We start from the raw sequence: 21,849 nt of genomic DNA, 5'->3' as shown, positions 1-21,849 counted from the left end.
TCATTGCCCTGCACGCCCATGCTCGATGACCTCGACCACCGCCTCCTGGCCCTCCTTCGCGCCGACGCCCGCCTGAGCGTCGCGACGCTGGCGCACCGGCTGGGCGTGTCGCGCGGCACGGTCAGCAACCGCATCCGCAAGCTGGAGCAGGAGCAGGTGATCGTGGGCTACACGGTGCTGCTGCGCCCGGACGCGCAGCCGCCGGGCATCACGGCCTGGATGGGCATCCTGGTGGAGGGCAACCGCACGCGCGAGGTGGTGTCGCGGCTGCTGGGCGAGCCCGGCGTGAGCGCGCTGCACGACACCAACGGCCGCTGGGACCTGCTGGCCGAGCTGCGCGCGGGCAGCGTGCAGGAGCTGTCGCAGGTGCTGGAGCGCATCCGGCTGCTGCAGGGCATCCGCGGCACCGAGACCAGCATCCACCTCGCCACCTACCGCGCCGGTGCCCCGGCGCCGGCGCTCCAGCCTGCGGCAGCAACTGGGCACGACTGAAGCCGGGGCGCTCCGGCTTCAAGGCACGGTGCCTGCTGCGCGGCGGGCATGGAAGACCTCGCCACTGCCGCTGCTGCGGCCGCCGAAGCGGACGCCGCCGGCCCTGTCCGTACCGTCCACCTCTACGTGTTCGACGGCTTCGCCGACTGGGAGGCCGCCTTCGCGGTGGCCGGCATCCACAACCCGCAGTTCCAGCGCGAGCCCGGGCGCTGGCAGGTCAAGACCGTCGGCGCGGGCCGGCACGCGGTGCCGCGCTCCATGGGCGGCGTTTCCGTCATGCCCGACCTGGGCCTGGACGACCTGCAGCCCGAGCACAGCGCCATGCTGATCCTGCCCGGCGGCGTGGGCTGGGCCGATGACGTGTCGCACCACGGCGCCATCGCCAAGGCCGGGCAGTTCCTGCGCCGCGGCGTGCCGGTGGCGGCCATCTGCGGCGCCACGGCCGCGCTGGCGCGCGCGGGCTGGCTGGAGTCGCGGCCCCACACCAGCAACGCGTTGGCTTACCTCAAGGGCACCGGCTACGGCGGCGCGGACTTCTACCAGGACGAGCCCGCGGTGCGCGACCACGGCTTGATCACCGCCGGCGGCATGGCGCCCATCGAGTTCGCGCGCGAGATCTTCGCGGAGCTGGGCCTCTACGAGGACGAGGCGCTGCAGGCCTGGGTGCAGCTCTACAAGACGGGCAAGTCGGAGTACTTCGCGCGGCTGGCGCGGGCGGCGGCGCCCAGGGCGCCCGCCGAAGCGGGCGCGGCGGGCGCGAGCTGCTGAGCCGTCCGCCGCCGGCCGGCGCTCACTGGATGTACTTCTCCACCGTGTCCTTGTCGCGCACCTGGGCGTCGTCAGGGTTCTGGCCGAACTCGCGCTTGGCGCGGCGCTGGCGCAGCAGGTCCCAGCACTGGTCGAGCTGCACTTCCAACTCCTGGATGCGCGCGCGGTGCTGGTCGGGCGCCTGGGTGTCGGCGCGCAGGCGGTTTTCCTCGTCGACCAGGTCGGTGATGTGCTGCAGGAGGGTCTTGTCGTCCACGGTAGGGCTCCTCAATGGGTTTGCCTCCAGGGCGGCAACCCCTGTGCCCGTTGCGGCGGCACCGTTCAACCCGATCACCCGCTCAAGCCTTGGAGCCGTGCCATGAGCCTGAACACGACCGCGCTTGGCAGCCTGGACCTGCGGGGCTACCGCACCGGCCAGAGCCTGATGAGCCATGCCCGCGCGCTGTCGCGTGCCGACGCTGCCGCCTTCGCCGCGCTGGACGGCGCCGGCGTGCCCGCAGCGCTGGCCCGGGACCTGGGCCGGGCGCTGGACATCCCGCCGCGCCATTTCTTCCGCGACGTCCTGGGCACCAACCGCTCCGCGGCCGAGAAGAAGGCGACCACGAACGAGGCCCTGCCGGCCGCCGGCGGGCGGGTGGCGCTGGCGCTGCTGCGGCTGCTGGGTCGCGCCGAGGAAGCTGCGGGGCGCGGCAACGGGACCTCGCCCACCGGCTTCGACACCGCCCGCTGGCTGGGCCGCTGGATCGAGCAGCCGCAGCCGACCCTCGGCGGGCGCCCACCGGCAGAACTGCTGGGCGGGCCCGATGGCCTTGAAAGCGTGCTCAGGGTGCTGGAAGCCCTGGACGGCAGCGATTTCCGGTGAGGCCTTGACGGGTTGCCTGGCCGCACTGCGCTGCATTGGTCAGCTTGGCTGACCCATGGTGTCAGCCGATGGGGCCGTTGTTCAGACTTCCTGGACGATCCGTCCCGCCACTTCCGACACCCGCCGCCCGCCCCAGTAAGTGCCGGCGTAGCCGCGGTAGGGGTTGCCGTACACCTGCCGGCCAGCAGCCTCGTGGGCGGCCATGAAGGCCTCCACCGCCTCGGGCGTGCCGCCCTTGAACATCTCCTTGAGCACGCCTTCGGGCAGCAGCTCGCGGTAGCGCACCGGCAGCCCGGCGTAGGCGGCGCCCTCGGCCAGGTCCAGCGGGATCTCGGTGGGGTCCAGGAAGCGGCTTTCGTTGAACTCGCTGTCGAAGTGCCGCTTGACGCGCTTGGACGCGTCGAGGATGCCTTCCACCACGTCGGACAGCGTGCGGCCCATCACCTTGGCCTTCCACGAGGCGCGCAGGAACAGCAGCTCGTGCGGATCGACGCCGGGGCAGCGGCCCTGGTAGGCGGCGGTGAGGCAGTGGTCGCTGGCAGCGAGCAGGCGCTGCGTCTCGGTGGGCTCGCGCTCCAGCAGCCGCAGCACCTGGCCCAGCGAGGCGCCGTCCATGAACTGCTCGGGCTCGACCTCGTAGCCGGGGTCGCCGGGGTGGTGGTGGTCCACCCGCACCACCGGCTCCACGCCCAGCACGGTGCATTCCACGAACACCGCCGGCGCCTTGGGCGGCAGCACGGCCGGGCGCGGGATCTGGTCCGCCCCGACGCGCACCACGCCGTCCGCGGCGTAGGCGGTGCGCGGGTTGCAGCGGCGCTTGTGACGCGCGGCGTGGGACCAGGCGAGGTGTTCGCTGTCCACCACGCGCTGGATCTCGCGCATCTCCGGGTCCTGGGCGCCCAGGACGAAATGCCAGTCCCTGTCGATCACGGATCAATGCTCATCGTGCGTCCTTGCCGCTGGGCGCCGCGCCGGTGCCCGTGCCCACGCCCGGGTCCTGCTGCATGCCGCGCTCGGCGCCGCCGCCGCTGCCCTGCGCGCCGGCGAGGCCCTGGGAGGTGGGGCCGTCGGTACCGGGGCGGCCCTCGCGGCCGCCCGGCTCCTGGCCCGGCTGCCCGTCGGCCAGGCTGGTGTGCTCGGCCTGGGTCGGGCTGATGCTGCCGCCGCGCGAGCCGGCACTGCCGGTCGGGGCGGTGGAGGAGGGGGTGTTGCGGACTCCGGTCATGGTGTTCTCCTTGGATGCTACCGGTCGGCAAGACGGGTGCCCGGGAGGGCGGGTCGCACGGTGTGCTCGAAAGCCTGGCTTGGCGCCGAAGCTCATATCCGAACGGATATAGTGACCGACCATGAAGCTGATCACCTTCCTGGGCGACTCGCTGAAGGCGCTGCGCGACTTCCCAAGCGAGGCACGCCAGGACGCGGGCTATCAGCTCGACTTGGTGCAGCGCGGCGAGCAGCCGGACGATTTCAAGCCCATGCCCGCCGTTGGTGCCGGGGTCGAGGAGTTGCGTATCTGGTGCGGGCAGGGCACGTACCGGGTGATTTACCTTGCCCGGCTGCCTGAAGCGGTTTACGTGCTGCATGCCTTCCAGAAGAAGACGCAGGCCACGCCCAAGGCCGAGATCGAGCTGGCGGCACACCGCTACCGTGAACTGATGAGGAGCCGATGATGACTGCACAGAGCTTCAACAACGTCTTCGACGCCCTGGCCGACACGCCCGAGGAGGCCGCGAACCTGAAGGCACGCGCCGAGCTGATGCGCGCGCTCTCGGCGCTGGTGGCGCGCCAGGGGTGGACCCAGGCCGAGGCGGCGCGCCGTTGCGGCGTCACCCAGCCGCGCATGAACGACCTGCTGCGCGGGCGCATCAGCCGCTTTTCGCTGGACGCCCTGGTCAACATGGCGGCGGCCTGCGGACAGCAGGTGCACATCGAACTGCAGCCCAGCTGAGCGGCTGCACCCCGGATTGCTTTCTTGCGCCGCCATGAAGGCGGCGCGCTGTTTCATGACCGACTTCGTCCTCCTCATCTTCTCCCTCGTCTACCTCGGCATGATCCTGGGCGGCTTGCCCTTCCTGCAGCTGGATCGCAGCGGCGTGGCGCTGCTGGGCGCCATCGCGCTCATCGGTGCGGAGGCCGTCAGCGTGGAAGAGGCGGCGCAGGCCATCCACCTGCCCACGCTGCTGCTGCTGTTCGCCTTCATGGTGATCTCGGCGCAGATGCGCCTGGGCGGCTTCTACGACGCCGTGGCCCGCTGGCTGGCCGCGCTGCGCGTGACGCCGATGGCGCTGCTGGGCGCGCTGATCGCCGTGTCGGCCGTGCTCTCGGCCGTGTTCAGCAACGACGTGGTGTGCCTGGCCATGGCGCCGGTGCTGGTGGACGTCTGCCGGCGCCGCGGGCGCGACGCGCTGCCCTACCTGCTGGCGCTGGCCTGCAGCGCCAACATCGGTTCGGCCGCGACGCTGATCGGCAACCCGCAGAACATGCTCATCGGCGCGCAGCTGAAGCTGCCTTTCGGCGGCTACGTGCTGCAGGTGCTGCCGGCGGTGCTGCTGTCCCTCGCCGCCACCTGGGTGCTGATCGGCGCCCTGATGCGTGCTCGGCTGCAGCACGCGCCCAGGGCCGTTGCGGGCGCGAGCATTCCGGCGCCAGCGCCGGACGAGGACATTCCGTTCTCCCGCTGGCAGGCCGCCAAGGGCCTGTCGGTGGCGCTGGGCGTGCTGCTGTGCTTCCTGTTCGCGCCCTGGCCGCGCGAGGTGGTGGCGCTGGCCGGCGCGGGGCTGCTGCTGCTGAGCCGGCGGCTGCACTCGCGCGACATGCTGGGCCTGGTGGACTGGCAGCTGCTGGTGCTGTTCATGGGCCTGTTCGTGGTCAACCACGCGCTGCAGGCCACGGAGCTGCCCGAGGCGCTGGTCCGTCGGCTGGCCGAGACCGGCTGGCGGCTGGACCATCCCGCCTCGCTCTTCGGCGCCACCTTCGTGCTGAGCAACCTGGTGTCGAACGTGCCGGCGGTGATGCTGCTGCTGCCGCTGTCGGGCCCGGATGCCGGGCCGCTGCTGGCGCTGGTGAGCACGCTGGCCGGCAACCTGTTCGTCGTGGGCAGCATCGCCAACATCATCGTGGTCGATGCCGCCGCGCGGCACGGCGTGGCCATCGACTGGCGCACGCACGCGCGCATCGGCGTGCCGGTGACGGTGGCGTCGCTGGCGGTGTGCGCGGGGTGGCTGGCATGGCGCTGAAAGCGGCGTGCCTGGCTGGCGTGGCCCGCGAGGCCGGCGTTTGCGCCATGACAAGGACCGGCCGGCGGCGCGCCGGACACTCGCGGTAGAGGACGGGCGCGGTCCCGCCGTGGCGCTGCGCCCGCCTCAACCCGCCCCGGGAGCCCGCCATGCTCGATGCCGTCGTCAAGCCCACCGTCACCGTGGACCCGCGCGACCTGTACGGCCCCACGGGCATCGAGATCGTGCCGGGCGCGCGCTACCGCTTCGAGGCGAAAGGCCGGTGGCGGGATGCCTGGATCACCTGCGGGCCCGAGGGCTGGCCGGGGCTGCTGCTGGAGGCCTGGAACTGCATGCCGCGGCGGCCTCGATGACCCTCAGCGGCCCTTCAACGGCCCCGGGTTGTTTTGCAGGTAGGTCGCCATTTCTTCCGGCGAGATCGAGCCGTCGCGGTTGGTGTCCACCTGCGCCCAGTCGCGCGTGGCCGGTGAGGCCGCGCCGCTGCCGCTGGACTGCGGCGAGACGCCGGTGGCCGAGCTGGTCGAGCTGGTGGTGGCCGTCTGCTGCACCGGCTTGTCGGCCTGTGCGGTCGTGGAACCGGCCTTGGAGGCGCAGCCCGCCAGCGTGGCGAACAGGCCGGCGGCGGACAAGATGCAGGCAAGGCGCAGAGCCATCAAGCGGTTCATGGCAAGTCTCCTCTTCGTTTGAAAAGCAAAGGCCACAGCGGCCGGCCAGCCCACGCGGCGCATCGCGGCGCGCGACCGGCCGGCATGGAGCAATTTAGGCGCCGCCGCCCGCTACCCAGGTGAGTGAGCCACCCGCGCGCCGCCACGGCAGCCCACGGCCAACTTAAGCGGCCGATCCCCGGGCAGGAAGCAAGGCGCGGGAGAGGAACGTTCAGCAATAACCGAAGCGAGCCGCCGCCATCCCGCGGCAGGGCACGAGGCTCAGGGCGCGGGCGGCTGCTCCGGCGCCGGGCGCTTCAGGTCCCGCGCCAGCCGCCATGCCAGCGCGCCCAGCACCGCCACGGCCAGCGCCAGCAGCCCCCACAGCAGCCACCGCCGGCGCTGCTCGGCCGTGGCGTCCTGGAGCAGCTGCACCGCGCCGCGCGGCGCCACGTGGCGCGCCACCAGGGCGCCGGCCGTGGCCCCGGGCAGCCGGTGCTCCGCGCCGGGCACCCAGCCGGGCAGCAGCGTGGGCAGCGGCAGCGTGGCGGCGGGCGCGGGGTCGCGGCCCACGGCCAGCGTGAAGGGCCCGCTGCCGCGCGCCGCGAACACCAGCTGCGGCGTGCGCCACCACAGCGTGGCCTCCGGGGCGGACGTCGGCAGCGGCGCGCGCGGGTCCAGCACCAGGCGCCATTCGCGCGCCGGCCCGCCATCCAGCGACACCGGCGGCGCCTCCTGCAGCCGGCCCTCGCGCTGCAGCCGGTAGGCCGTCAGCGACGCGACGGGCCACCAGTCCACCGTGCCGCGCGGGGTCGGCCGCAACGGCGCGCGGCGCAGCAGCTGGAAAGGCGCCACGGCGTTGTCCTCGGCCAGGTGCAGCTGCAGCCGCTGCACCGGCAGCACGGCGCCGGCGTCCAGCCGCCAGGTGCGCTCGCCATCGGGCCGCAAGGGGAAACGCGCGCTCGCCAGCGGCGCCTCGGCCTGCGCGCCGGCCAGCTCGGCCTGCACCGACTCCAGCCCGAAGTCGCCGCCCCGCACGACCAGGCGCAGGTAGCGCTGCTCCCGCGTCACGCCCTGCAGCTCGATGCGCGGCTGGCGCACGGCGCTGCCGGCGCCGGACGGGCCGGGCACGTCCACCAGCGTGGCCGCGCCCACGTCCTCCCAGCGCTGCGTGTCGCGGCTGGCCTGCACCGTGGCGCGGCGCTCCAGGCCCTGCGCGGTGGCCGGCCATTGCAGGCGCAGCGCGGCCGGGCGCTCGGCGCCCAGGGGCTGCAGGTCCAGCAGCCAGGCCTGTACGCCGGAAGCCGCGGGCGCCGAAGCCGCACCGCTGCTGCGCACGTCCAGCACCGCGCCGTCGGCGCGCAGGCGCAGCGTCAAGGGCGCCGGGGCGGAGGCGCCGCCATCGACGGAACCAGGCCAGTCGAAACGCGGCAGCGCCACCTCGCGCACCGGCGCGGGCTCGACGGCGGGCGCGCCGGCCCAGGCCAGCGGCACCGGCTCGCCGGCGGCGTTGAAGATGCGCACATCCGCCCAGCCCGGGCTGCGCGAGGCCTGCAGCACCGCCAGCGGCAAGGGCAGGCGCTGCAGGCCGGCGCTGCCGGACAGCGTCACGGGTGCCGTGGCGGCGTAGCGCCCGGGGTGGTCCTCCGCGCCTTGTGCCGCCGCCAGGCTCGCGGCGCAGGCCAGGGTGGCGGGCAGCAGCCCCGGCCGGGTGACGTGAAAGCGCTTCATGGCGACACCTCCCGCCGCACCGCGGGTGCGGCCGGCGGCAGCGGCGAGACGTAGCCGATGACCAGCATCAGCAGGCCCACGCCCAGGAAGGACACGATGCGCTGCAGCGCGCTGGTCTGGCCCAGGTCCACCAGCATCAGCTTCAGCACGGTCAGGCCCAGCAGCACCGCACCGGCGAGCCATACCGGCCGCGCCAGCGCCGGCGGCACGCGCCGAGTGGCCAGGAACATCGCCGCCAGCGCGCACAGCGTCCAGGCGATGGTCAGCGTGGTCTGCACCAGGCCGCTGTCCAGCGCGCCCTCGAACCAGCCCGGTGTGCCGGCCCAGTGGTGCAGCGTGCGCACCAGGAAGCTGTCGAGCCACCAGAAGGCCACGCCCGCGGCGATGAGCAGCGCCCAGCGCGGCGGCGGCGCCTTCGCCGCCGCGCCGGCCCCGGGCCGCAGGGCGCGCTGCAGGCGCAGCGCGTACAGCAGCATCAGCAAGTGCCCCAGGTCGATGGGATTGAGCAGCGGCACATAGGGCAGCGGCGCCATGCCGCCCTCGGCGAAGGCATTGACCCCCACGCTCCACAGCGCCATGAGCCCCAGCCAGGGCGCGGCCCAGGCGCGCAGCCAGGCGCGGGCATGCGCGGCCTGCGGCCAGCGCCGCCGCTGCAGCGCCTCCAGCCCGGCCCAGGCCAGCGCCGTCGGGCCGGCCAGCACGACGGCGGCGGTCCAGGCCCCGTGGCGCGGGACGAGGGTGCCCAGCGCGGCGTGCGCCCACAGCGCCGTGGCGGCCAGCGCCACCCAGCCCGCCGCCACATGCTCGGCAGCCAGGCTGCGGCGCCAGCGGCCCGGCGCCGGGTCGCGGTCCAGCCCGTGCAGCACCCAGGCAGTGACGCCCAGCCATAGCAGCACCGCGATCGTGCCGCCGGCCCACCACCAGTCCCAGGCCCGGTAGGGCGCAAAGCCGGCATCGGCCAGGCTCCACAGCCACAGCGGGATGCCGAGGGCCAGCGTCGGGCGGGCCGCGACGGACAGCTCCGGCCAGCGCAGCGGGCGGTGCAGCGCCTCGAACAGCAGCGCCAGCACCGCCAGTGCCATCAGGGCGGACTGCAGCTCGTGCGGCCAGGTCCAGGGCCGGTCCACCGCCTCGCGCAGCACGCCGGCCACCAAGTGCAGCGCGCCCAGCGCCAGCAGGCCGGCATGCAGCCGATACAGCCCGCCGGGCGTGGCCCGCAGCGCGAGGCGGCCGCCGGCGGCCGGCCAGCCGGTGGCCAAGGGCGCCTCGCGCCTCGACTGCCAGGCGCTGAAGAGCAGGGCCAGGGCGATCACCGCCACGCCGAGGAAGGTGAGGTTGGCGAAGGCCCAGGTCGAGCGCAGCGGCGGCTGGCCCCAGAAGGACAGCGCGCCCAGCAGTTGCAGCGCCACGCCCAGGGCCAGGGCCCAGCCGCGGCGCTGGCGCAGCGCGACCCAGGCCACGCCCGCGCCCTGCAGCGCCCAGGCCATGCTGGTCCAGCGCGCGTCGTCCAGCGCCAGCGGCGGCACCAGGGCCAGGAACACCACGCCCAGCGCCAGCAGCCCCTCGGTGAGCAGGCGCAAGCGCTCGCCCAGCCGCTGCCACAGCCAGCGCCCCAGCAGCAGGTACACGCCGGCCATCACCGCCGCGGACAGGGCGAGCGCGTCGGGAATGTGGCGCACCATGCCCGCCTGCAGCCCGAAGGCGGCCAGCGGCATGCCGAACAGCAGGCCGGCGTCCACATAGGCCGCGCGCTGCGATACGGCTCCGGCCGGCGCCTCGGTCAGCCGGCGGCCGTACTGCACCGCGATCCACAGGTACAGCGCCACGTGGGCGACGAGGAAGGGCTCGGTGCTGGCCAGCAGCTCCGGGCGCCAGGAGCGCAGGCCCCAGCCCAGGCCGATGCCGAAGGTGAACAGCAGCCCGACGAGGTTGAGCAGCTTCCAGGCCTTGTGCAGCGCGATGAAGGCGATGCCCAGGTTGAGCAGCAGGTAGTAGCTGAACAGCACCACGTGGCTGCCCTGGCCGGTGCTGGTCAGCACCGGGGCCAGGAAGCCCCCGACGAAGCCCAGCACCGCCAGCGCCAGCGCGTCCTGCCACAGCGCCAGCAGCGCGGCGAACAGGCCCAGTGCCACCAGCAGCGCGAAGGCCAGTACCGGCGGCAGCAGCTCATACAGGCGCAGCGCGGCGAACAGCGTCAGGTACAGCACGCCGATGCCCGCGCCCTGCAGCGACAGCCCGTAGCCGCGCCGGCGCTCGCGCAGCCGCCAGCCCAGCAGCACCAGCGCCACGGCGGCGGCCGCCACGCCGGCCAGGCGCAGCTCGACGGAGATCAGCGAGCGCTCCGCGGCATAGCGCAGCAGGAAGGCCACGCCCAGGAACAGGATCAGCACGGCCAGCCGCACGATGGTGTTGCCGCCGGCGAGCCAGGCTTTCAACGTGCTGCCCAGCGAGCTGGTGACGGCCAGCGCGCGCTCGTCGGCCTCGGTGCTGGCCGCGGCGGCCGGGGAGGGCGGCACTTCCAGGGCCGGCGAGGACAAGGCCACTTCAGCGGCCAGCACCGGTGCGGCGGCAACCGGCTCGGGAACAACGTCCTCGGGACTGGCCAGGGGCCCCGGCAGGGGCTGCGCCGGCGCTTGCGGAGCGGCTGCCGGCACGGTGTCCGGCGCGGCCTGAGGTTGCGCTGGCACCGGTGCGGTCGCCGTGGCCGTACCGCGCTGGGCCTCCAGCGCCGCGCGCAGGCGCTGGACTTCCGCTTCCAGCCTCTCCTGCCGGCGCATCAGCCAGATGCCGAAGGCGGCCAGCAGCCCCACCGCCAGCGGCCCGAAAGACTCCGCCGCCGCCACTCCCACCATCACCGCCAGCAGCAGCGGCAGCCAGGTCTTCATGGGTTGCCCTTCCCTTTATCGTCGGCGTGGAAGGCAGTCTGCCCGAGGCCGCGGGCGGCGTGTGCGCTTCAGGTCACCGCCGTCCGCACCTGGAACCGCTCCTGCTTCCACTCCTCGCCATCGAGCACTGCGCGCAGCGCCTCCACGGCGTCCCACACGTCGATGAAGCGCGTGTACAGCGGCGTGAAGCCGAAGCGCAGAATGCCGGGCTCGCGGTAGTCGCCGATGACGCCGCGCCCGATCAGCGCCTGCATCACCGCGTAGCCCTGCGGATGTTGCCAGCTCACCTGGCTGCCGCGGCGCTCATGCTGGCGCGGCGTGATCAGCGTCAAGGGATGCGCGCCGCAGCGCTGCTCCACCAGCGCGATGAACAGGTCCGTCAACGCCAGCGATTTATGGCGCACCGCCGCCATGTCGGTGCGCTCGAACACTTCCAGCCCGCACTCCACCAGCGCCTGCGACACGATGCCCTGCGTACCGCACAGGAAGCGGCCGATGCCCGCGTCGGGCCGGTACTGCGGCTCCATGGCGAAGGGCTCGGCGTGGCCCCACCAGCCCGACAGCGGCGTCTCCAGCACGCCCTGCCAGCGCGGCGCGATCCACAGGAAGGCCGGCGCGCCCGGGCCACCGTTGAGGTACTTGTAGGTGCAACCGACGGCGGCGTCGGCATCGGCGCCGCGCAGGTCCACCGGCAGCGCGCCGGCGGAGTGCGCCAGGTCCCACAGCGCCAGCGCGCCGCGCTCGTGGGCCAGCCGCGTCAGCGCCGCCATGTCGTGCAGCGCACCGGTGCGGTAGTCCACCTGCGTGAGCATCAGCACGGCCACGTCGTCGCCGAGCGCGGCGGGAATGTCCTCGGCCCGGTCCACCAGGCGCAGCTCGTGGCCCTGGCGCAGCATGCGCGCCAGGCCCTGGGCGATGTGCAGGTCGGTGGGGAAGTTGCCGCGCTCGGACACGATCACGCGCCGGCGCGCGTCACGCTCATGCTGCAGCCGCAGCAATGCTCCCAGCAGCTTGAACAGGTTCACCGAGGTGGTGTCGGTGACCAGCACCTCGCCCGCGCCGGCGCCGATGAGCGGCGCCAGCCGGTCGCCCAGGCGCCGCGGCAGCGCGAACCAGCCGGCGCTGTTCCAGCTGCGGATGAGCCCTTCGCCCCACTCCTGCTGCACCACCTGCGCCGCGCGCGCGGCGGCGGCGCGCGGGCGCGCGCCCAGCGAGTTGCCGTCGAGGTAGACCACGCTCGGGGGCAGCTCGAAGGCCGCGCGCAGCGGGGCCAGCGGGTCGTGGGCATCGAGTTGCAGGCAATCGTCGCGGTTGGGCATGGCGGTGGCTCCTGGGGACTACGGCGGCCACTGTAGCGGCCGCCGCAGGCCGCGCCGCGCACCGGGGAGGACGCACGGCGCGGGCGGGATCACCCTCGGGCGGCGGCCCGAGGGGGCCCCTCTAAGATGACCCAGGGACTTGCGCTTTCTCAATGACGACGACCACCGAACGACAACCCGGCTTCAACGCCCGACTGCTGCACCGCTTCAAGGACATCGCGGCCCCTTACTGGACTTCCGATGAGCGCTGGCGTGCCGCCGGGCTGCTGGCGGTGCTGGTGGCGCTGCTGCTGGCGCAGACCGGCTTCGCGGTGGTGTTCAACCAGGAGACGGGCGAGTTCACCTCCGCCCTGGCCGCGCGCGATGCCGACCGCTTCTGGGCCGCCATCCGCCGCTTCATGCTGGCGCTGACCTTCGCGGTGCCGGTGTACGCGCTGTACTACTTCGTGCGCGACACGCTGGGGTTGCGCTGGCGGCGCTGGATGACCTTCCACTTCCTGGGCCACTACCTCGACCACCGCGCCTACTACAAGCTCAACGCCATGCCGGGGCTGGACAACCCGGATCAGCGCATCGCCGAGGACATCAACAGCCTCACGCAGCAGTCGCTGTACTTCTCGATGATCGTGCTGGGCTCGGTGATCCAGCTGGTGGCCTTCGCCGGCGTGCTGTGGTCGATCTCGCGGCTGCTGGTGGTGGTGCTCATCGGCTACGCCATCGTCGCCACGCTGTTCACGGCCACGGTGTTCGGCAAGCGGCTGATCCCGCTGAACTTTCTGCAACTGCAGCGCGAGGCCGACTTCCGCTTCAACCTCGTGCGCGTGCGCGAGAACGCCGAGCCCATCGCCTTCTACGACGGCGAGCCGCGCGAGATGACGGCGCTGCAGCGCGTCTTCGACGTGGCCTACCGCAACTACCGGCGCGTGCTGCGCTGGCAGTTGAAGCTCAACCTGTTCCAGTACGCGCACAGCTTCCTGACCCTGGCGCTGCCCAGCGTGGTGGTGGCCAAGGACGTGCTCGACGGTACGCTGGAAGTGGGCGCCGCGGTGCAGGCCGCGGGCGCCTTCGCCGCCATCCTGAGCGCGCTCACGGTGGTGGTGGAGCATTTCGAGGGGCTGAGCCGCTTCGGCGCGGGCATCGAGCGGTTGCACGGCTTCTCGCAGGTGCTGGCGCAGCAGGCCGGGCGCGACGAGCACGAGCGTGAGGAGGGCAGCGACCACGTGCGGCTGGTGCGCGGCACGACGCTGGCGGTGGAGAGCCTGAGCGTGCTCACGCCGCAGCGCGAGCAGGTGCTCATCAGCAACCTGAGCTTCCAGGTGCCGCCGCGCGAGGGCTTGCTGATCGTCGGGCCCAGCGGCTCGGGCAAGAGCTCGCTGCTGCGCGTGATGGCCGGGCTGTGGAGCACGGGCCATGGCCGTGTGATGCGCCCCTCCGGCGCGGACATGCTGTTCCTGCCGCAACGTCCGTACCTGCCGCCGGGCGACCTGCGCACGCAGCTGCTGTACCCGCAGACCGACCGCCAGATCTCCGACGAGGAGCTGCTGCAGTGGTTGCAGCGCGTGAACCTGCCGACGCTGGCCGACCGCGTCGGCGGCCTGGACGCCGAGCGCGACTGGGGGAAGCTGCTGTCGGTGGGCGAGCAGCAGCGGCTGTCCTTCGCGCGGCTGCTGGTGGCCAAGCCCCGCTATGCGCTGCTGGACGAGTCCACCAGCGCGCTGGACGCGGGCAATGAGGAGCTGCTGTACGCGCAACTGGCCGAGCTCTCTGTCACCCCGGTGAGCATCAGCCACCGCCCGGCGCTGCAGAAGTACCACCACCACGTGCTGGAGCTGCAAGGAGAGGGGCACTGGAAGCTGGTGCCGGCGCACGGGTACCGGTGGGAGTGAGCCGCGGCGGCAAGTGCCGTGTCAGCGACCGGGCTTACAAGGGCTGCTGAGCACCGATGAGCGCCTCCCCCTGTTTCGCCCTGCTGCGCGGCATCAACCTCGGCCGCCGGCAGTGCGTGCCGATGGCGGAGCTGCGCCGGCTGCTGGAGTCCTTGGGCTGCATCAGGGTGCGGACGCTGCTCAACAGCGGCAACGCGGTGTTCGAGGCGCAGGCGCACGAGTTGCAGGCGTTGGGCCCGGCGCTGGAGGCGGGCCTGCGCGAGCGCTTCGGATTTCAGGTGCCCGTCGTGGTCGGCCGCACGCAGGCCCTGGAGCGCGTCATCGTGGGCAATCCGCTGCCAGGCGCCGTGCGGAATCCGGGTCAATTCCTGGTCGCTTTCCCGACCTCTGAAAAGCTCCTGGACCGCGCCGAGCCCTTGCGGGGTGAAAACTGGAGACCTGAAGAATTGGCCCTGGCGGAAGGCGTGGCTTATTTGCATTGCGCCGTGGGTATCCGGGCGTCGCGGCTGCTGCGGGCTTTCAATCGGGTGCTGGGGAATTCGGTCACCACGCGCAATTGGGCCACGATTCTCAAAATATGGGCATTGCATGAATCGCAACGAACCATACCAGGCTGAACGAAGCGGCCGGTCAATGGGCTCCCCGGATGCCAGATCCCTCCGGATTTCCGCCGTGGCGCTGCTGGTATTGTTGGCGATGTCCGGCCTTCACCCTTACGACCGCACCACCTGGATACTCGAAGTGCTTCCAGTGCTGGTGGCCTTGCCGCTTTTGGCCCTCACGCACCGGCGTTTCCCGCTGACCACGCTGCTGTACGTGTGCATCTTTTTGCACGCCATCGTGCTGATGGTGGGAGGCGCCTATACCTATGCCCGGGTACCGCTGGGATTCCAGATGGCTGAATGGTTCGATCTGCAGCGCAACCCGTACGACAAGATAGGGCATTTCTTTCAGGGTTTCGTGCCGGCGCTGGCGGCGCGTGAAATTCTGATTCGCGGCAAGCATGTGAGAAGCCGACGCATGCTGGGATTTCTGGTGCTGTGCATCGTGCTGGCCATCAGTGCGGCTTATGAATTGATCGAGTGGGCTGCGGCGCTGTCGTTGGGGCAGGGGGCCGACGAATTTCTGGGCACGCAGGGCGATCCCTGGGATACCCAATCGGACATGTTCATGGCGCTGGTGGGCGCGGCCATGGCATTGGGCCTGTTTTCACGCGGGCAGGATCGGCAAATTGCGCAATTGCACCGCACCTGAAATCAGGGCCGGAGTTTCAAGCATGCGCGCCACCAGGCGTGGCCCGGATTTCGCTGATGCCGGGGCGGCGGGCCGTGACAAAGAGCACGCGCCGGCCGCCCTGGAAGCGTTGACGGGATGGTGCCCCGATCGTCGGGTACAAGCTGCCAGCACGCCGGCAACGTGGGGCCCCGCGCGGTGCATTCGTGCTTTCGTGCCCTCAACAATCCCGCCTGATTTAACTGAGGCCCCGGTCAACCGATAAGCAGTCGGTAGACTCGCCCCCCCATGCTCCACCCCCGCCGCCCGAGATGACCTCCATGCCGCCTCAATCCATGACCGTGGCTGTTGCCATGACGGCGCAGTAAGGGCCGGCCATGTTCAGCGTCTCAACGGCCAATGCGGCCCAGAAGATGTTCGATTTCATGGAGCAGATCGCGCCGCGGTTCGAAGCTCATGGTTTCGAGGTGGAGGGGGTTTTCCATAAGCGCTGGGCCGACGGCGATTACGGCATGTACATCCGGCACAAGGGCCGCCCGGTGCTTTACCTGGGCTTGTGGTCCGAATTGTGGCGGGATCGCGGATATTCGCTGTGCATCGGCGTGCACCAGGGTAAATGGGCGGCGGCCGATGTCGCCCGCTTCCAGCGCCGCTTTCCCGATTGCGAGCCTTATCCTCCCAACGATGCCCACCCTTTCCTGGTCAAGGGTGTGAACCCGATGCTGCTGGCCGGTGATGCGGTGCACGATGTATCGACCTGGCTGCTGCGCGGTTATCTGGCGGGTCTGCGGGAGCGCTGAAATGCAGCCGTGAATCAGTGATATTCCGGGGCGTATCAACCCGCTGTCGCTGAAAACAGGTTGAATCCGATATCGCGTGTACATTGAGCCCTCCTTGAACAGCTTCAGGAGGGAATACATGCAAACGCAGGCTCAACGTCCCACGGGTGCCTTCATTGGCGCATCCTGGGCCGCGCTGTTATCGGGCGTTATGGCTTATCTGGCCGGCTTGTGGAATGCCGACATGCCTTTGAACGAAAAAGGCTATTACTTCACCATTTTGATGTATGGCCTGTTTGCCGCGGTATCGCTGCAGAAATGCGTGCGTGACCGGCTGGAGGGCACGCCGGTGACGGGCATTTATTACAGCCTGTGCTGGGTGTCGCTGGCCTTGTCGCTGACGCTGCTGGGGGTGGGTTTGTGGAACGCCCAGCTGGCGCTGAGCGAGAAGGGTTTCTACGCCATGTCCTTTGCGTTGAGCCTGTTTGCGGCGGTGGCCGTGCAGAAGAACGTCCGTGACCTGTCGCTGCTGCCCGCGCCGCAGCCGGAGCCGGAACAAGGCGCCTGAGGCCGGCATGTCGGGGCGCTGCTCCTGCCGCGCACGCACCGGCGGCCACGGGCAGCGCCGTCCGCCGCGGGCCCGGATGCCGCCCGGGCCTTGTGGTCGCCTCGCCGATGCACGGCGGCGACGGTTACGGCGTCTGCAGCGGCAGGCTCAGGCGCAGTTGGACGAAGTCAACGGCCGGGTTGGGCTCGGCCAAGCCGGCGTTGGAGAAATGTTGGAAGCGCAATGACAGCTCCGTCCCGCCGCTGCTGCGCCAGCCCACTCCCAGGTGGTCACCGAAGGTGAAGTTGCTGCCCACGTGCTTGCTCAGCGTGCGAAAGCGCGGCGTCACCACGTTCAGGCCGATGCCGCCTTCCAGGAACCAGCCGCGCGGCTCCCCGGCGCCCCACCAGCGCAGCACCGGCGTGTAGCCCAGCTGCGTGAAGTTCTCGTGCCCTTCGGGCACGTCGGCGCGCCAGCGGCCCAGCGCCAGCTCGTGGTAGCCGCCGAGCAGGCCGCCCCCCAGCGGACGCGACCATGACCAGTCCCAGTTCAGGCCCAGCGTGACGGAGCGGGTGTCTTCCTGATGGCCGTACTGGACGAACGCCGCGTCGGGCTGCCACGGCGACGAGGCGGAGGCCGCGAACGCCACGGCCGGACACACGGCCAGCGCGGCCAAGAGATAACGCATCAACTTCTCCCTGTGCGATTCGGTTGCGGCAGCAACGCTGGGCCGCCGTTGGAGCGACGATAGCTCAGTCTGCCGGGTACCGCGCCGGCCTTGGCCCATGGCTTGGGCACTTCCGCGCAGGCGCTTGCCGCCGGGGCCTGGATACCCGGCGGCGCAGGGCTCGCCAGGGCCCCGACGGAGCCCTGGCCGGCTGGCCCTCAATCAAGCAGCTCGATGTCGCGGCTGCTGAGGAAACGCTGCCACTCGCTGCGCGGCATGGCGGCGGAGCCGCGGTAGTCGCCGTCCTCCCAGCTCACCGTGACGTCCTCGTCGCTTTCCTCGTACTCCACCAGGCCGGGCCGGATGGGCAGTCCCGGGCCGTCGCCTTCCCGGTACTCGACTTGGCCGGTGATGCGTGCTGTCTTGCTCATGGCGGGTTCTCCTTGCCGAAGGGAAGCCTCAAGAGCAGCAACCGGCATGCCGTGTTTCCCGGGTACCGGCTCCGGGAAGGTGCCGGGTGGCCCGGGTTGGGCCCCTGTCAGTCGAAATCCGCGTCCAGCACCACGCGGTAGCGTGCCTTGCCGGCGCGCAGGTGCGCCAGCGCCTCGTTGACGCCGCTCATGGGAAAGCGCTCCACCAGCGCTTCGACGCGGTGGCGGGCGGTGAAGTCGAGCATGGCCTCGATGTCGCCGCGCGAGCCGGTGGGCGAGCCCGAGACGCTCTTGAAGCCGCCGATGAGCGTGAAGGCCGACACCGCGATGGGCTGCAGCACCGCGCCCACCACATGCAGCCGCCCGCGCGGCGCCAACGTGGCCATCAGCGCCTCCCAGTCCAGCGCGGCATTGGCGGTGTAGATGATGAGGTCCAGGGTGCCGGCGATCGCGGCCATGGCCGCGGGGTCGGTGCTGTCCACCACGCGGTGGGCGCCCAGGCGCAGCGCCTCGGCATGCTTAGACGCGCTGGAGGAGAAGGCCGTCACCTCGCAGCCCCAGGCCGAGGCGAACTGCAGCGCCAGGTGGCCCAGCCCGCCGATGCCGACCACGCCCACGTGCGCGGTGGGCGGCAGCGCCAGATCGTGCAGGGGAGTGAACACGGTGATGCCGCCACACAGCAGCGGCCCGGCGCTGGCCGGGTCCAGCGCCTCGGGCAGCGGCACCACCCAGGCCCAGTGCGCGCGCACCCGCTCGGCGAAGGCACCGTGGCGACCGACGATGGTGCCTTGCGCTTTCGGGCACAGCTGCTGGTCGCCGCCCAGGCACCAGCGGCAGTGCATGCAGCTCGATGCCGTCCAGCCCAGCCCCACGCGCTGGCCCAGCGTCAGCCCCAGCGCCTCCTCGCCCAGCGCGACCACGCGGCCCACGGCCTCATGGCCGGGCACCAGGGGGTACCGGCTCTGGCCCCACTCGTCATCGAGCATCGACAGATCGGAGTGGCACAGCCCGCAGTGCTCGACGGCGATCTCCACCTCCTGCGCCCCCAGCGGGCCGGGGTCGAAGCTGTAGCGTTGCAGCGGCTGTCCGGCCGCTGGCGCGGCCCAGGCGGAAATCGAGGTCATGACGGCGTCGAAGCGGTGGCCAAGACGCCGGCTGCGGCAAGAGACGTTCCTTCACGCTTGCCGGAATCCCGCCAGCGGTACCGGTCAATGGGTGGGGCGGCGACACGCCCGGGCCTGCCGGTTGTCCGGCTGTTGGCGGTGTCCCAGGTGGACGACCGAGCCGGCTTGCAGGCTTTGCACCGCAGCCCGTCCGGTGCGACATCGCGCCACGTACATGGAACTCGTGCGACGCGGAGGCTTCAAGCATTGATCCGAACTAACGACCGAGCGTTGCCTGGTGCAGCGTTTTTTCCGGGCCCGTTCCTGTTTTGAACGTGCGAACTGCGTGTTTTGAGGAAGAAATAGGAAAAAGCGTAAGAACTGCGTGAGGACGTGATATTCCTTGCGTTCAGTACACCTTGGCTTTCAACACTTGTGTTGTGTCAAACCGCAGGTTGTTAGTTCAAAGCCATAGTGCAGTTGCAGCATGGGCTGCAAGTCGATGTGGTGGAGCCGCCAGCGCCGTGTGCAGATGCCGGATTCGACCTGTCGCGCGCAGCCCAGGCGCTGCGTCACCTTGACAATGGACTCGCACTCCATGCCGCGCTCATGACGACCAAGGACACGACCACACGCATCAAGGACGACGGCCTGCGCTATGCCAGCAAGGTTTCGGGCTCGCCTTTCAGCGGGCGGGGCCAGACGCGCTCGTGCTTCAAGTGCGGCCAGCACCGCTCGGCCGACCAGTTGCAGAGCCAACGGCTGCTGGGCCGCGTGCACATGGTGTGCAAGCCCTCCTGCAAGGCTCTGGCGCTGGGCACGGTGCTGCCTGCGGCCGTGCTGGCGCCCGAGGTGACGGCCGCACCTGCGACGCCCGACCCGGCTGCCTGAGCGCGGGCCGGCTTCGGCCGCAGGCGCGCGTCTGAACCCCGCCGCTCCGGTGCGCTGCCAGCCGCGCCGGACCCCGGTGCGCCTTCAGTCCAGCGGTAAGGCCGCCTGGGCGGCTGCGCCCTCGTCCGGGCCGGGGCCGGCGACGCAGCGCACCGCGTCGCCCACCCGGATGCGGCCACCGCGCAGCACGCGTGCCGTGACGCCGCCATGGCCGCGCAGCGCGGCATAGCCGCCCGCGCCCAGCGCCTCTTCCATGCGCGAGCAGGGCTCGCACGGCCCCGTCACTTCCAGCTCGACCTCGTCGCCCAGCCACAACCGCAACGGCACGGCCGGCAGCGGGCTGCGTGCCGCCAGCAGGTTCAGGCCGGACACCACCAGATTGCGCCGCAGCAGCGATGCCTCCAGCGCCGGACGGCCCAGCAGCGCGGCCACCACCGGCAGATGCTCCTGCTGCAGCAGCGTCACCTGCCGCCGCCCGCCGCCACGTCCCGCGGCGCTGCGGTCACCCTGCAGGCCGTGCCCAGCCAGCACCAGCGCTTCCGGCACACCGACTGCGGCGGCTCCGCGCGCCGGGCGCAGCCAGATCGCCTCCAGCCGCCCCGGGCCCGGCACGCGAGCCAGTAGCTCGCGCAGCAGCATCTCAGGCCTGCGGCGCCTCGCCGCCCGGTGCCGGCTGGGACACGGCCGGTTCGGCCCCGGCTTCCACCGGGGCCGGCGCATCGGGCGCCGCGTTGGCCGGCGCCTTGGCCTCGGGTGCGGGGCGCGGATCACCGCCCTGTTGCGGCGGGCTGCCTTGGGCGCCGCCGCGGTCGGGGCGGCGCTCTCCGGCCTGAGCCGCGCCGCCCTCACGGCGGCCACCCTCGGGCCGGCCGCTAGGTGCGCCGCCTTCACGGCGCCCGCGCTCCTCGCGCGGCTGCGACGGCGCGCCGTCGCGGCGCGAGCCCGCCTCGGCACGCGGCGGCAGTGCGGGACGCTCGCGGGCCTCCTGGCGCGCCAGCGTCAGCTGAGCCTCCAGCGCCTCGGGCTTGATGCCCTTGAGCACGCAGAAGTTGGTCATCGACAGCGTGGTGCGCTCGAAGTCGCGCAGCAGCAGCGCGCGCTCGCGGCGCTGCGGGTCGGTCTCGCGCACCGGCGCGTCCATGTCGCGGCGCAGCATGTCACCCCGCTCGGCGCGGTGCTCCGGCCGGCGCTGCTCGCCGCCCGGCCGGCCGCCCTCGCGCTCGCGGCGCGGACGCTCGTCACGGCCGCGCGGCGCCTGGCCGGCGGGCGCGCCGTCCTGACGACGCGGCTGGCCCTGGCCTTGTTGCGGCGGACGCCGCTCGCCCCGCTCCTGCGCCCCCGGCCGGCCGCCGTCCTGGCGGCGCGGGCGGTCGCCCTCGCGGCGCGGACGCTGGCCTTCGCCCTGGGCACGCTCGCCGTCGCGCGGCGGGCGCTGGCCGGTCTGCTGGGCGCCTTCGCCCTGGCGGCCCGGCGCACCGGGACGACCCTCGCGCCGCGGACGCTCCGGACGCAGGGCGCCCGGCTGGCCAGCCTCGCCCGGCGTCGGTTGCGGACGTGCCGCCGCCTCGGCCTGCATGCGGGCCTGGCGCAGCTCGCGGCGGCGCGCGACTTCCTGCTGCGCGGCAACGCGGTGCTCCTCGCTCACCTCGCCGGCGGGCTGGCCGTCGAGGTCGAAGCGCTCCTTGGAGCGCGTGAGCGCGATCAGGTAGGGCGTGCTGCCGGTGTGGCGGCGCAGGAAGGCCGACAGCAGCCCCTTGGTGAAGCGGCCCGGTGCGCGCTGCTGGATGTCGGCCTGGATGCGCAGCTTCAGCGGCTTGAGCGGGCCCTTGCCGCCGAACAGCGCCGGGAACAGCTCGGCCAGCTCCTTGGCTGCGGCGGCCACGTCCAGGCGCGGCGCGGCCGGGGCGGCGGCTTCCTGGGCAGCATCCGGGGCCGTGCCCGCCTGCTCGGGGGCGGTGGGCGTCTGGGCCTGGCCCTCGGCGGGCGCCGCGGCAGCGTCGGCATCGGCCTCCGGCGCGGCGGCTGCGTCCGCCGGCGCCGGTGCGGCAGCCTCCTGGGCTTCAGGCGTCTCACCTTGCGCCGGCGCCTCGGCCGGCGTCGGGGTGTCCTGCGCGCCGGGGCTGTCCGCCGCCGCGGCCTCGGCCCCGCCCGTGGCGGCGGTTTCGGGCGCAGCGGCGGGTGTGGTCGGCGTCACCGGCGTCTCGGGCACGGCGGCAGCCGCGGCGGGCGCGACGGCATCGGGTCGGTCGGTCGGTTGCCCTGCGGCGGCGGCAGGCGGCGTTGCAGGCGTCTCGGGATTCGTCATGGGCAGGCTCAGGAAACGAGCAAGCAAAACCCCGGATTGTGCCGCTGCCGGGGAGGCCTTTTTCCCGGAC

The 21,849-nt window shown here is 72.2% G+C and carries 25 protein-coding genes; 13 read left to right on the top strand and 12 right to left on the bottom strand.

Annotated elements, in window-relative coordinates; translation table 11 throughout:
- Positions 1-18 precede the first annotated feature (18 nt).
- Both HHL10_RS13015 and HHL10_RS13010 read left to right on the top strand, forming a co-directional pair.
- Positions 19-492, top strand: coding sequence for an Lrp/AsnC family transcriptional regulator (locus tag HHL10_RS13015; RefSeq protein ID WP_169160788.1), 474 nt, complete (start codon positions 19-21; stop codon positions 490-492).
- A gap of 48 nt (positions 493-540) precedes the next feature.
- Entirely contained in the window at positions 541-1,260 is a 720-nt protein-coding gene (locus tag HHL10_RS13010) for a type 1 glutamine amidotransferase family protein (protein ID WP_169160787.1), read from the top strand.
- A gap of 22 nt (positions 1,261-1,282) precedes the next feature.
- Here HHL10_RS13010 and HHL10_RS31175 read toward each other — a convergent pair whose 3' ends face one another.
- Positions 1,283-1,516 carry a DUF2630 family protein gene (locus HHL10_RS31175; protein ID WP_169160786.1) on the bottom strand — a complete coding sequence of 78 codons (234 nt, stop codon included), beginning with the start codon at positions 1,514-1,516 and terminating at the stop codon, positions 1,283-1,285.
- Positions 1,517-1,618: 102 nt separating this feature from the next.
- On the opposite strand from HHL10_RS31175, the gene HHL10_RS13000 reads away from it, so the two are divergent.
- Positions 1,619-2,122 (top strand): MbcA/ParS/Xre antitoxin family protein, encoded by a 504-nt coding sequence (locus HHL10_RS13000; protein ID WP_169160785.1) that lies wholly within the window; start codon positions 1,619-1,621, stop codon positions 2,120-2,122.
- Between the two features lie 81 nt (positions 2,123-2,203).
- Here HHL10_RS13000 and HHL10_RS12995 read toward each other — a convergent pair whose 3' ends face one another.
- Both HHL10_RS12995 and HHL10_RS12990 read right to left on the bottom strand, forming a co-directional pair.
- A complete protein-coding gene (locus HHL10_RS12995; protein ID WP_169160784.1) occupies positions 2,204-3,052 on the bottom strand; it encodes a TetR family transcriptional regulator in 849 nt (282 codons plus the stop codon).
- Between the two features lie 10 nt (positions 3,053-3,062).
- Complete coding sequence (locus HHL10_RS12990; RefSeq protein ID WP_169160783.1) at positions 3,063-3,347, bottom strand: hypothetical protein; 285 nt, start codon at positions 3,345-3,347, stop codon at positions 3,063-3,065.
- A 121-nt stretch (positions 3,348-3,468) separates the two neighbouring features.
- On the opposite strand from HHL10_RS12990, the gene HHL10_RS12985 reads away from it, so the two are divergent.
- From HHL10_RS12985 to HHL10_RS12970, 4 genes are all read left to right on the top strand, one after another.
- A complete protein-coding gene (locus HHL10_RS12985) occupies positions 3,469-3,792 on the top strand; it encodes a type II toxin-antitoxin system RelE/ParE family toxin (protein WP_169160782.1) in 324 nt (107 codons plus the stop codon).
- Positions 3,792-4,070, top strand: coding sequence for a helix-turn-helix domain-containing protein (locus HHL10_RS12980; protein WP_205833017.1), 279 nt, complete (start codon positions 3,792-3,794; stop codon positions 4,068-4,070). The genes HHL10_RS12985 and HHL10_RS12980 overlap by 1 nt, the downstream gene beginning before the upstream one ends.
- 55 nt (positions 4,071-4,125) lie before the next feature.
- On the top strand, positions 4,126-5,358 hold the full coding sequence (locus HHL10_RS12975; protein WP_169160780.1) for an anion transporter: 1,233 nt from the start codon (positions 4,126-4,128) through the stop codon (positions 5,356-5,358).
- 149 nt (positions 5,359-5,507) lie between these two features.
- A complete protein-coding gene (locus HHL10_RS12970) occupies positions 5,508-5,711 on the top strand; it encodes a hypothetical protein (RefSeq protein ID WP_169160779.1) in 204 nt (67 codons plus the stop codon).
- A 3-nt stretch (positions 5,712-5,714) separates the two neighbouring features.
- Here HHL10_RS12970 and HHL10_RS12965 read toward each other — a convergent pair whose 3' ends face one another.
- From HHL10_RS12965 to kynU, 4 genes are all read right to left on the bottom strand, one after another.
- A complete protein-coding gene (locus HHL10_RS12965; RefSeq protein ID WP_169160778.1) occupies positions 5,715-6,023 on the bottom strand; it encodes an EF-hand domain-containing protein in 309 nt (102 codons plus the stop codon).
- Between the two features lie 261 nt (positions 6,024-6,284).
- Entirely contained in the window at positions 6,285-7,733 is a 1,449-nt protein-coding gene (locus HHL10_RS12960) for a DUF3999 family protein (RefSeq protein WP_169160777.1), read from the bottom strand.
- Complete coding sequence (locus HHL10_RS12955) at positions 7,730-10,618, bottom strand: DUF2339 domain-containing protein (protein WP_169160776.1); 2,889 nt, start codon at positions 10,616-10,618, stop codon at positions 7,730-7,732. The genes HHL10_RS12960 and HHL10_RS12955 overlap by 4 nt, the downstream gene beginning before the upstream one ends.
- Before the next feature lie 68 nt (positions 10,619-10,686).
- Positions 10,687-11,937 carry a kynureninase gene (gene kynU, locus HHL10_RS12950; RefSeq protein WP_169160775.1) on the bottom strand — a complete coding sequence of 417 codons (1,251 nt, stop codon included), beginning with the start codon at positions 11,935-11,937 and terminating at the stop codon, positions 10,687-10,689.
- A 152-nt stretch (positions 11,938-12,089) separates the two neighbouring features.
- On the opposite strand from kynU, the gene HHL10_RS12945 reads away from it, so the two are divergent.
- The 5 genes from HHL10_RS12945 to yiaA all read left to right on the top strand — a co-directional run bounded on the left by HHL10_RS12945 (position 12,090) and on the right by yiaA (position 16,403).
- Positions 12,090-13,823: an ABC transporter ATP-binding protein/permease gene (locus HHL10_RS12945; RefSeq protein WP_169160774.1), complete on the top strand. Its 1,734-nt coding sequence runs from the start codon at positions 12,090-12,092 to the stop codon at positions 13,821-13,823.
- Between the two features lie 56 nt (positions 13,824-13,879).
- Complete coding sequence (locus HHL10_RS12940) at positions 13,880-14,440, top strand: DUF1697 domain-containing protein (RefSeq protein WP_169160773.1); 561 nt, start codon at positions 13,880-13,882, stop codon at positions 14,438-14,440.
- A 55-nt stretch (positions 14,441-14,495) separates the two neighbouring features.
- Positions 14,496-15,077 (top strand): DUF2238 domain-containing protein, encoded by a 582-nt coding sequence (locus HHL10_RS12935; RefSeq protein ID WP_310734585.1) that lies wholly within the window; start codon positions 14,496-14,498, stop codon positions 15,075-15,077.
- Positions 15,078-15,433: 356 nt separating this feature from the next.
- Positions 15,434-15,856, top strand: coding sequence for a hypothetical protein (locus HHL10_RS12930; protein WP_169160772.1), 423 nt, complete (start codon positions 15,434-15,436; stop codon positions 15,854-15,856).
- 118 nt (positions 15,857-15,974) lie between these two features.
- A complete protein-coding gene (gene yiaA / locus HHL10_RS12925) occupies positions 15,975-16,403 on the top strand; it encodes an inner membrane protein YiaA (RefSeq protein ID WP_169160771.1) in 429 nt (142 codons plus the stop codon).
- Between the two features lie 124 nt (positions 16,404-16,527).
- On the opposite strand, the gene HHL10_RS12920 is transcribed toward yiaA, so the two are convergent.
- The 3 genes from HHL10_RS12920 to ahr form a co-directional block, all read right to left on the bottom strand.
- The gene (locus tag HHL10_RS12920) at positions 16,528-17,070 is read right to left on the bottom strand and encodes an acyloxyacyl hydrolase (RefSeq protein ID WP_169160770.1); all 543 of its coding nucleotides are present in this window, start codon (positions 17,068-17,070) and stop codon (positions 16,528-16,530) included.
- 197 nt (positions 17,071-17,267) lie between these two features.
- Positions 17,268-17,480, bottom strand: a complete 213-nt coding sequence (locus tag HHL10_RS12915) for a hypothetical protein (RefSeq protein ID WP_169160769.1) — start codon at positions 17,478-17,480, stop codon at positions 17,268-17,270.
- A gap of 107 nt (positions 17,481-17,587) precedes the next feature.
- Positions 17,588-18,604 carry an NADPH-dependent aldehyde reductase Ahr gene (gene ahr, locus HHL10_RS12910; protein ID WP_169160768.1) on the bottom strand — a complete coding sequence of 339 codons (1,017 nt, stop codon included), beginning with the start codon at positions 18,602-18,604 and terminating at the stop codon, positions 17,588-17,590.
- A 588-nt stretch (positions 18,605-19,192) separates the two neighbouring features.
- Between ahr and HHL10_RS12905 the strand changes: the two genes are divergently transcribed.
- Entirely contained in the window at positions 19,193-19,474 is a 282-nt protein-coding gene (locus tag HHL10_RS12905; protein WP_235971396.1) for a hypothetical protein, read from the top strand.
- Positions 19,475-19,558: 84 nt separating this feature from the next.
- Here HHL10_RS12905 and HHL10_RS12900 read toward each other — a convergent pair whose 3' ends face one another.
- Together HHL10_RS12900 and HHL10_RS12895 are read right to left on the bottom strand one after the other, a co-directional pair.
- Positions 19,559-20,113 carry an MOSC domain-containing protein gene (locus HHL10_RS12900; protein WP_169160767.1) on the bottom strand — a complete coding sequence of 185 codons (555 nt, stop codon included), beginning with the start codon at positions 20,111-20,113 and terminating at the stop codon, positions 19,559-19,561.
- A 1-nt stretch (position 20,114) separates the two neighbouring features.
- A complete protein-coding gene (locus HHL10_RS12895) occupies positions 20,115-21,779 on the bottom strand; it encodes a ProQ/FINO family protein (RefSeq protein ID WP_169160766.1) in 1,665 nt (554 codons plus the stop codon).
- Positions 21,780-21,849: the final 70 nt, after the last annotated feature.

This window comes from Azohydromonas caseinilytica (genome assembly GCF_012927045.1).
In the GTDB taxonomy this organism is placed as follows: domain Bacteria; phylum Pseudomonadota; class Gammaproteobacteria; order Burkholderiales; family Burkholderiaceae_C; genus Azohydromonas; species Azohydromonas caseinilytica.
This window is presented reverse-complemented; position numbering and strand designations above follow the sequence as displayed.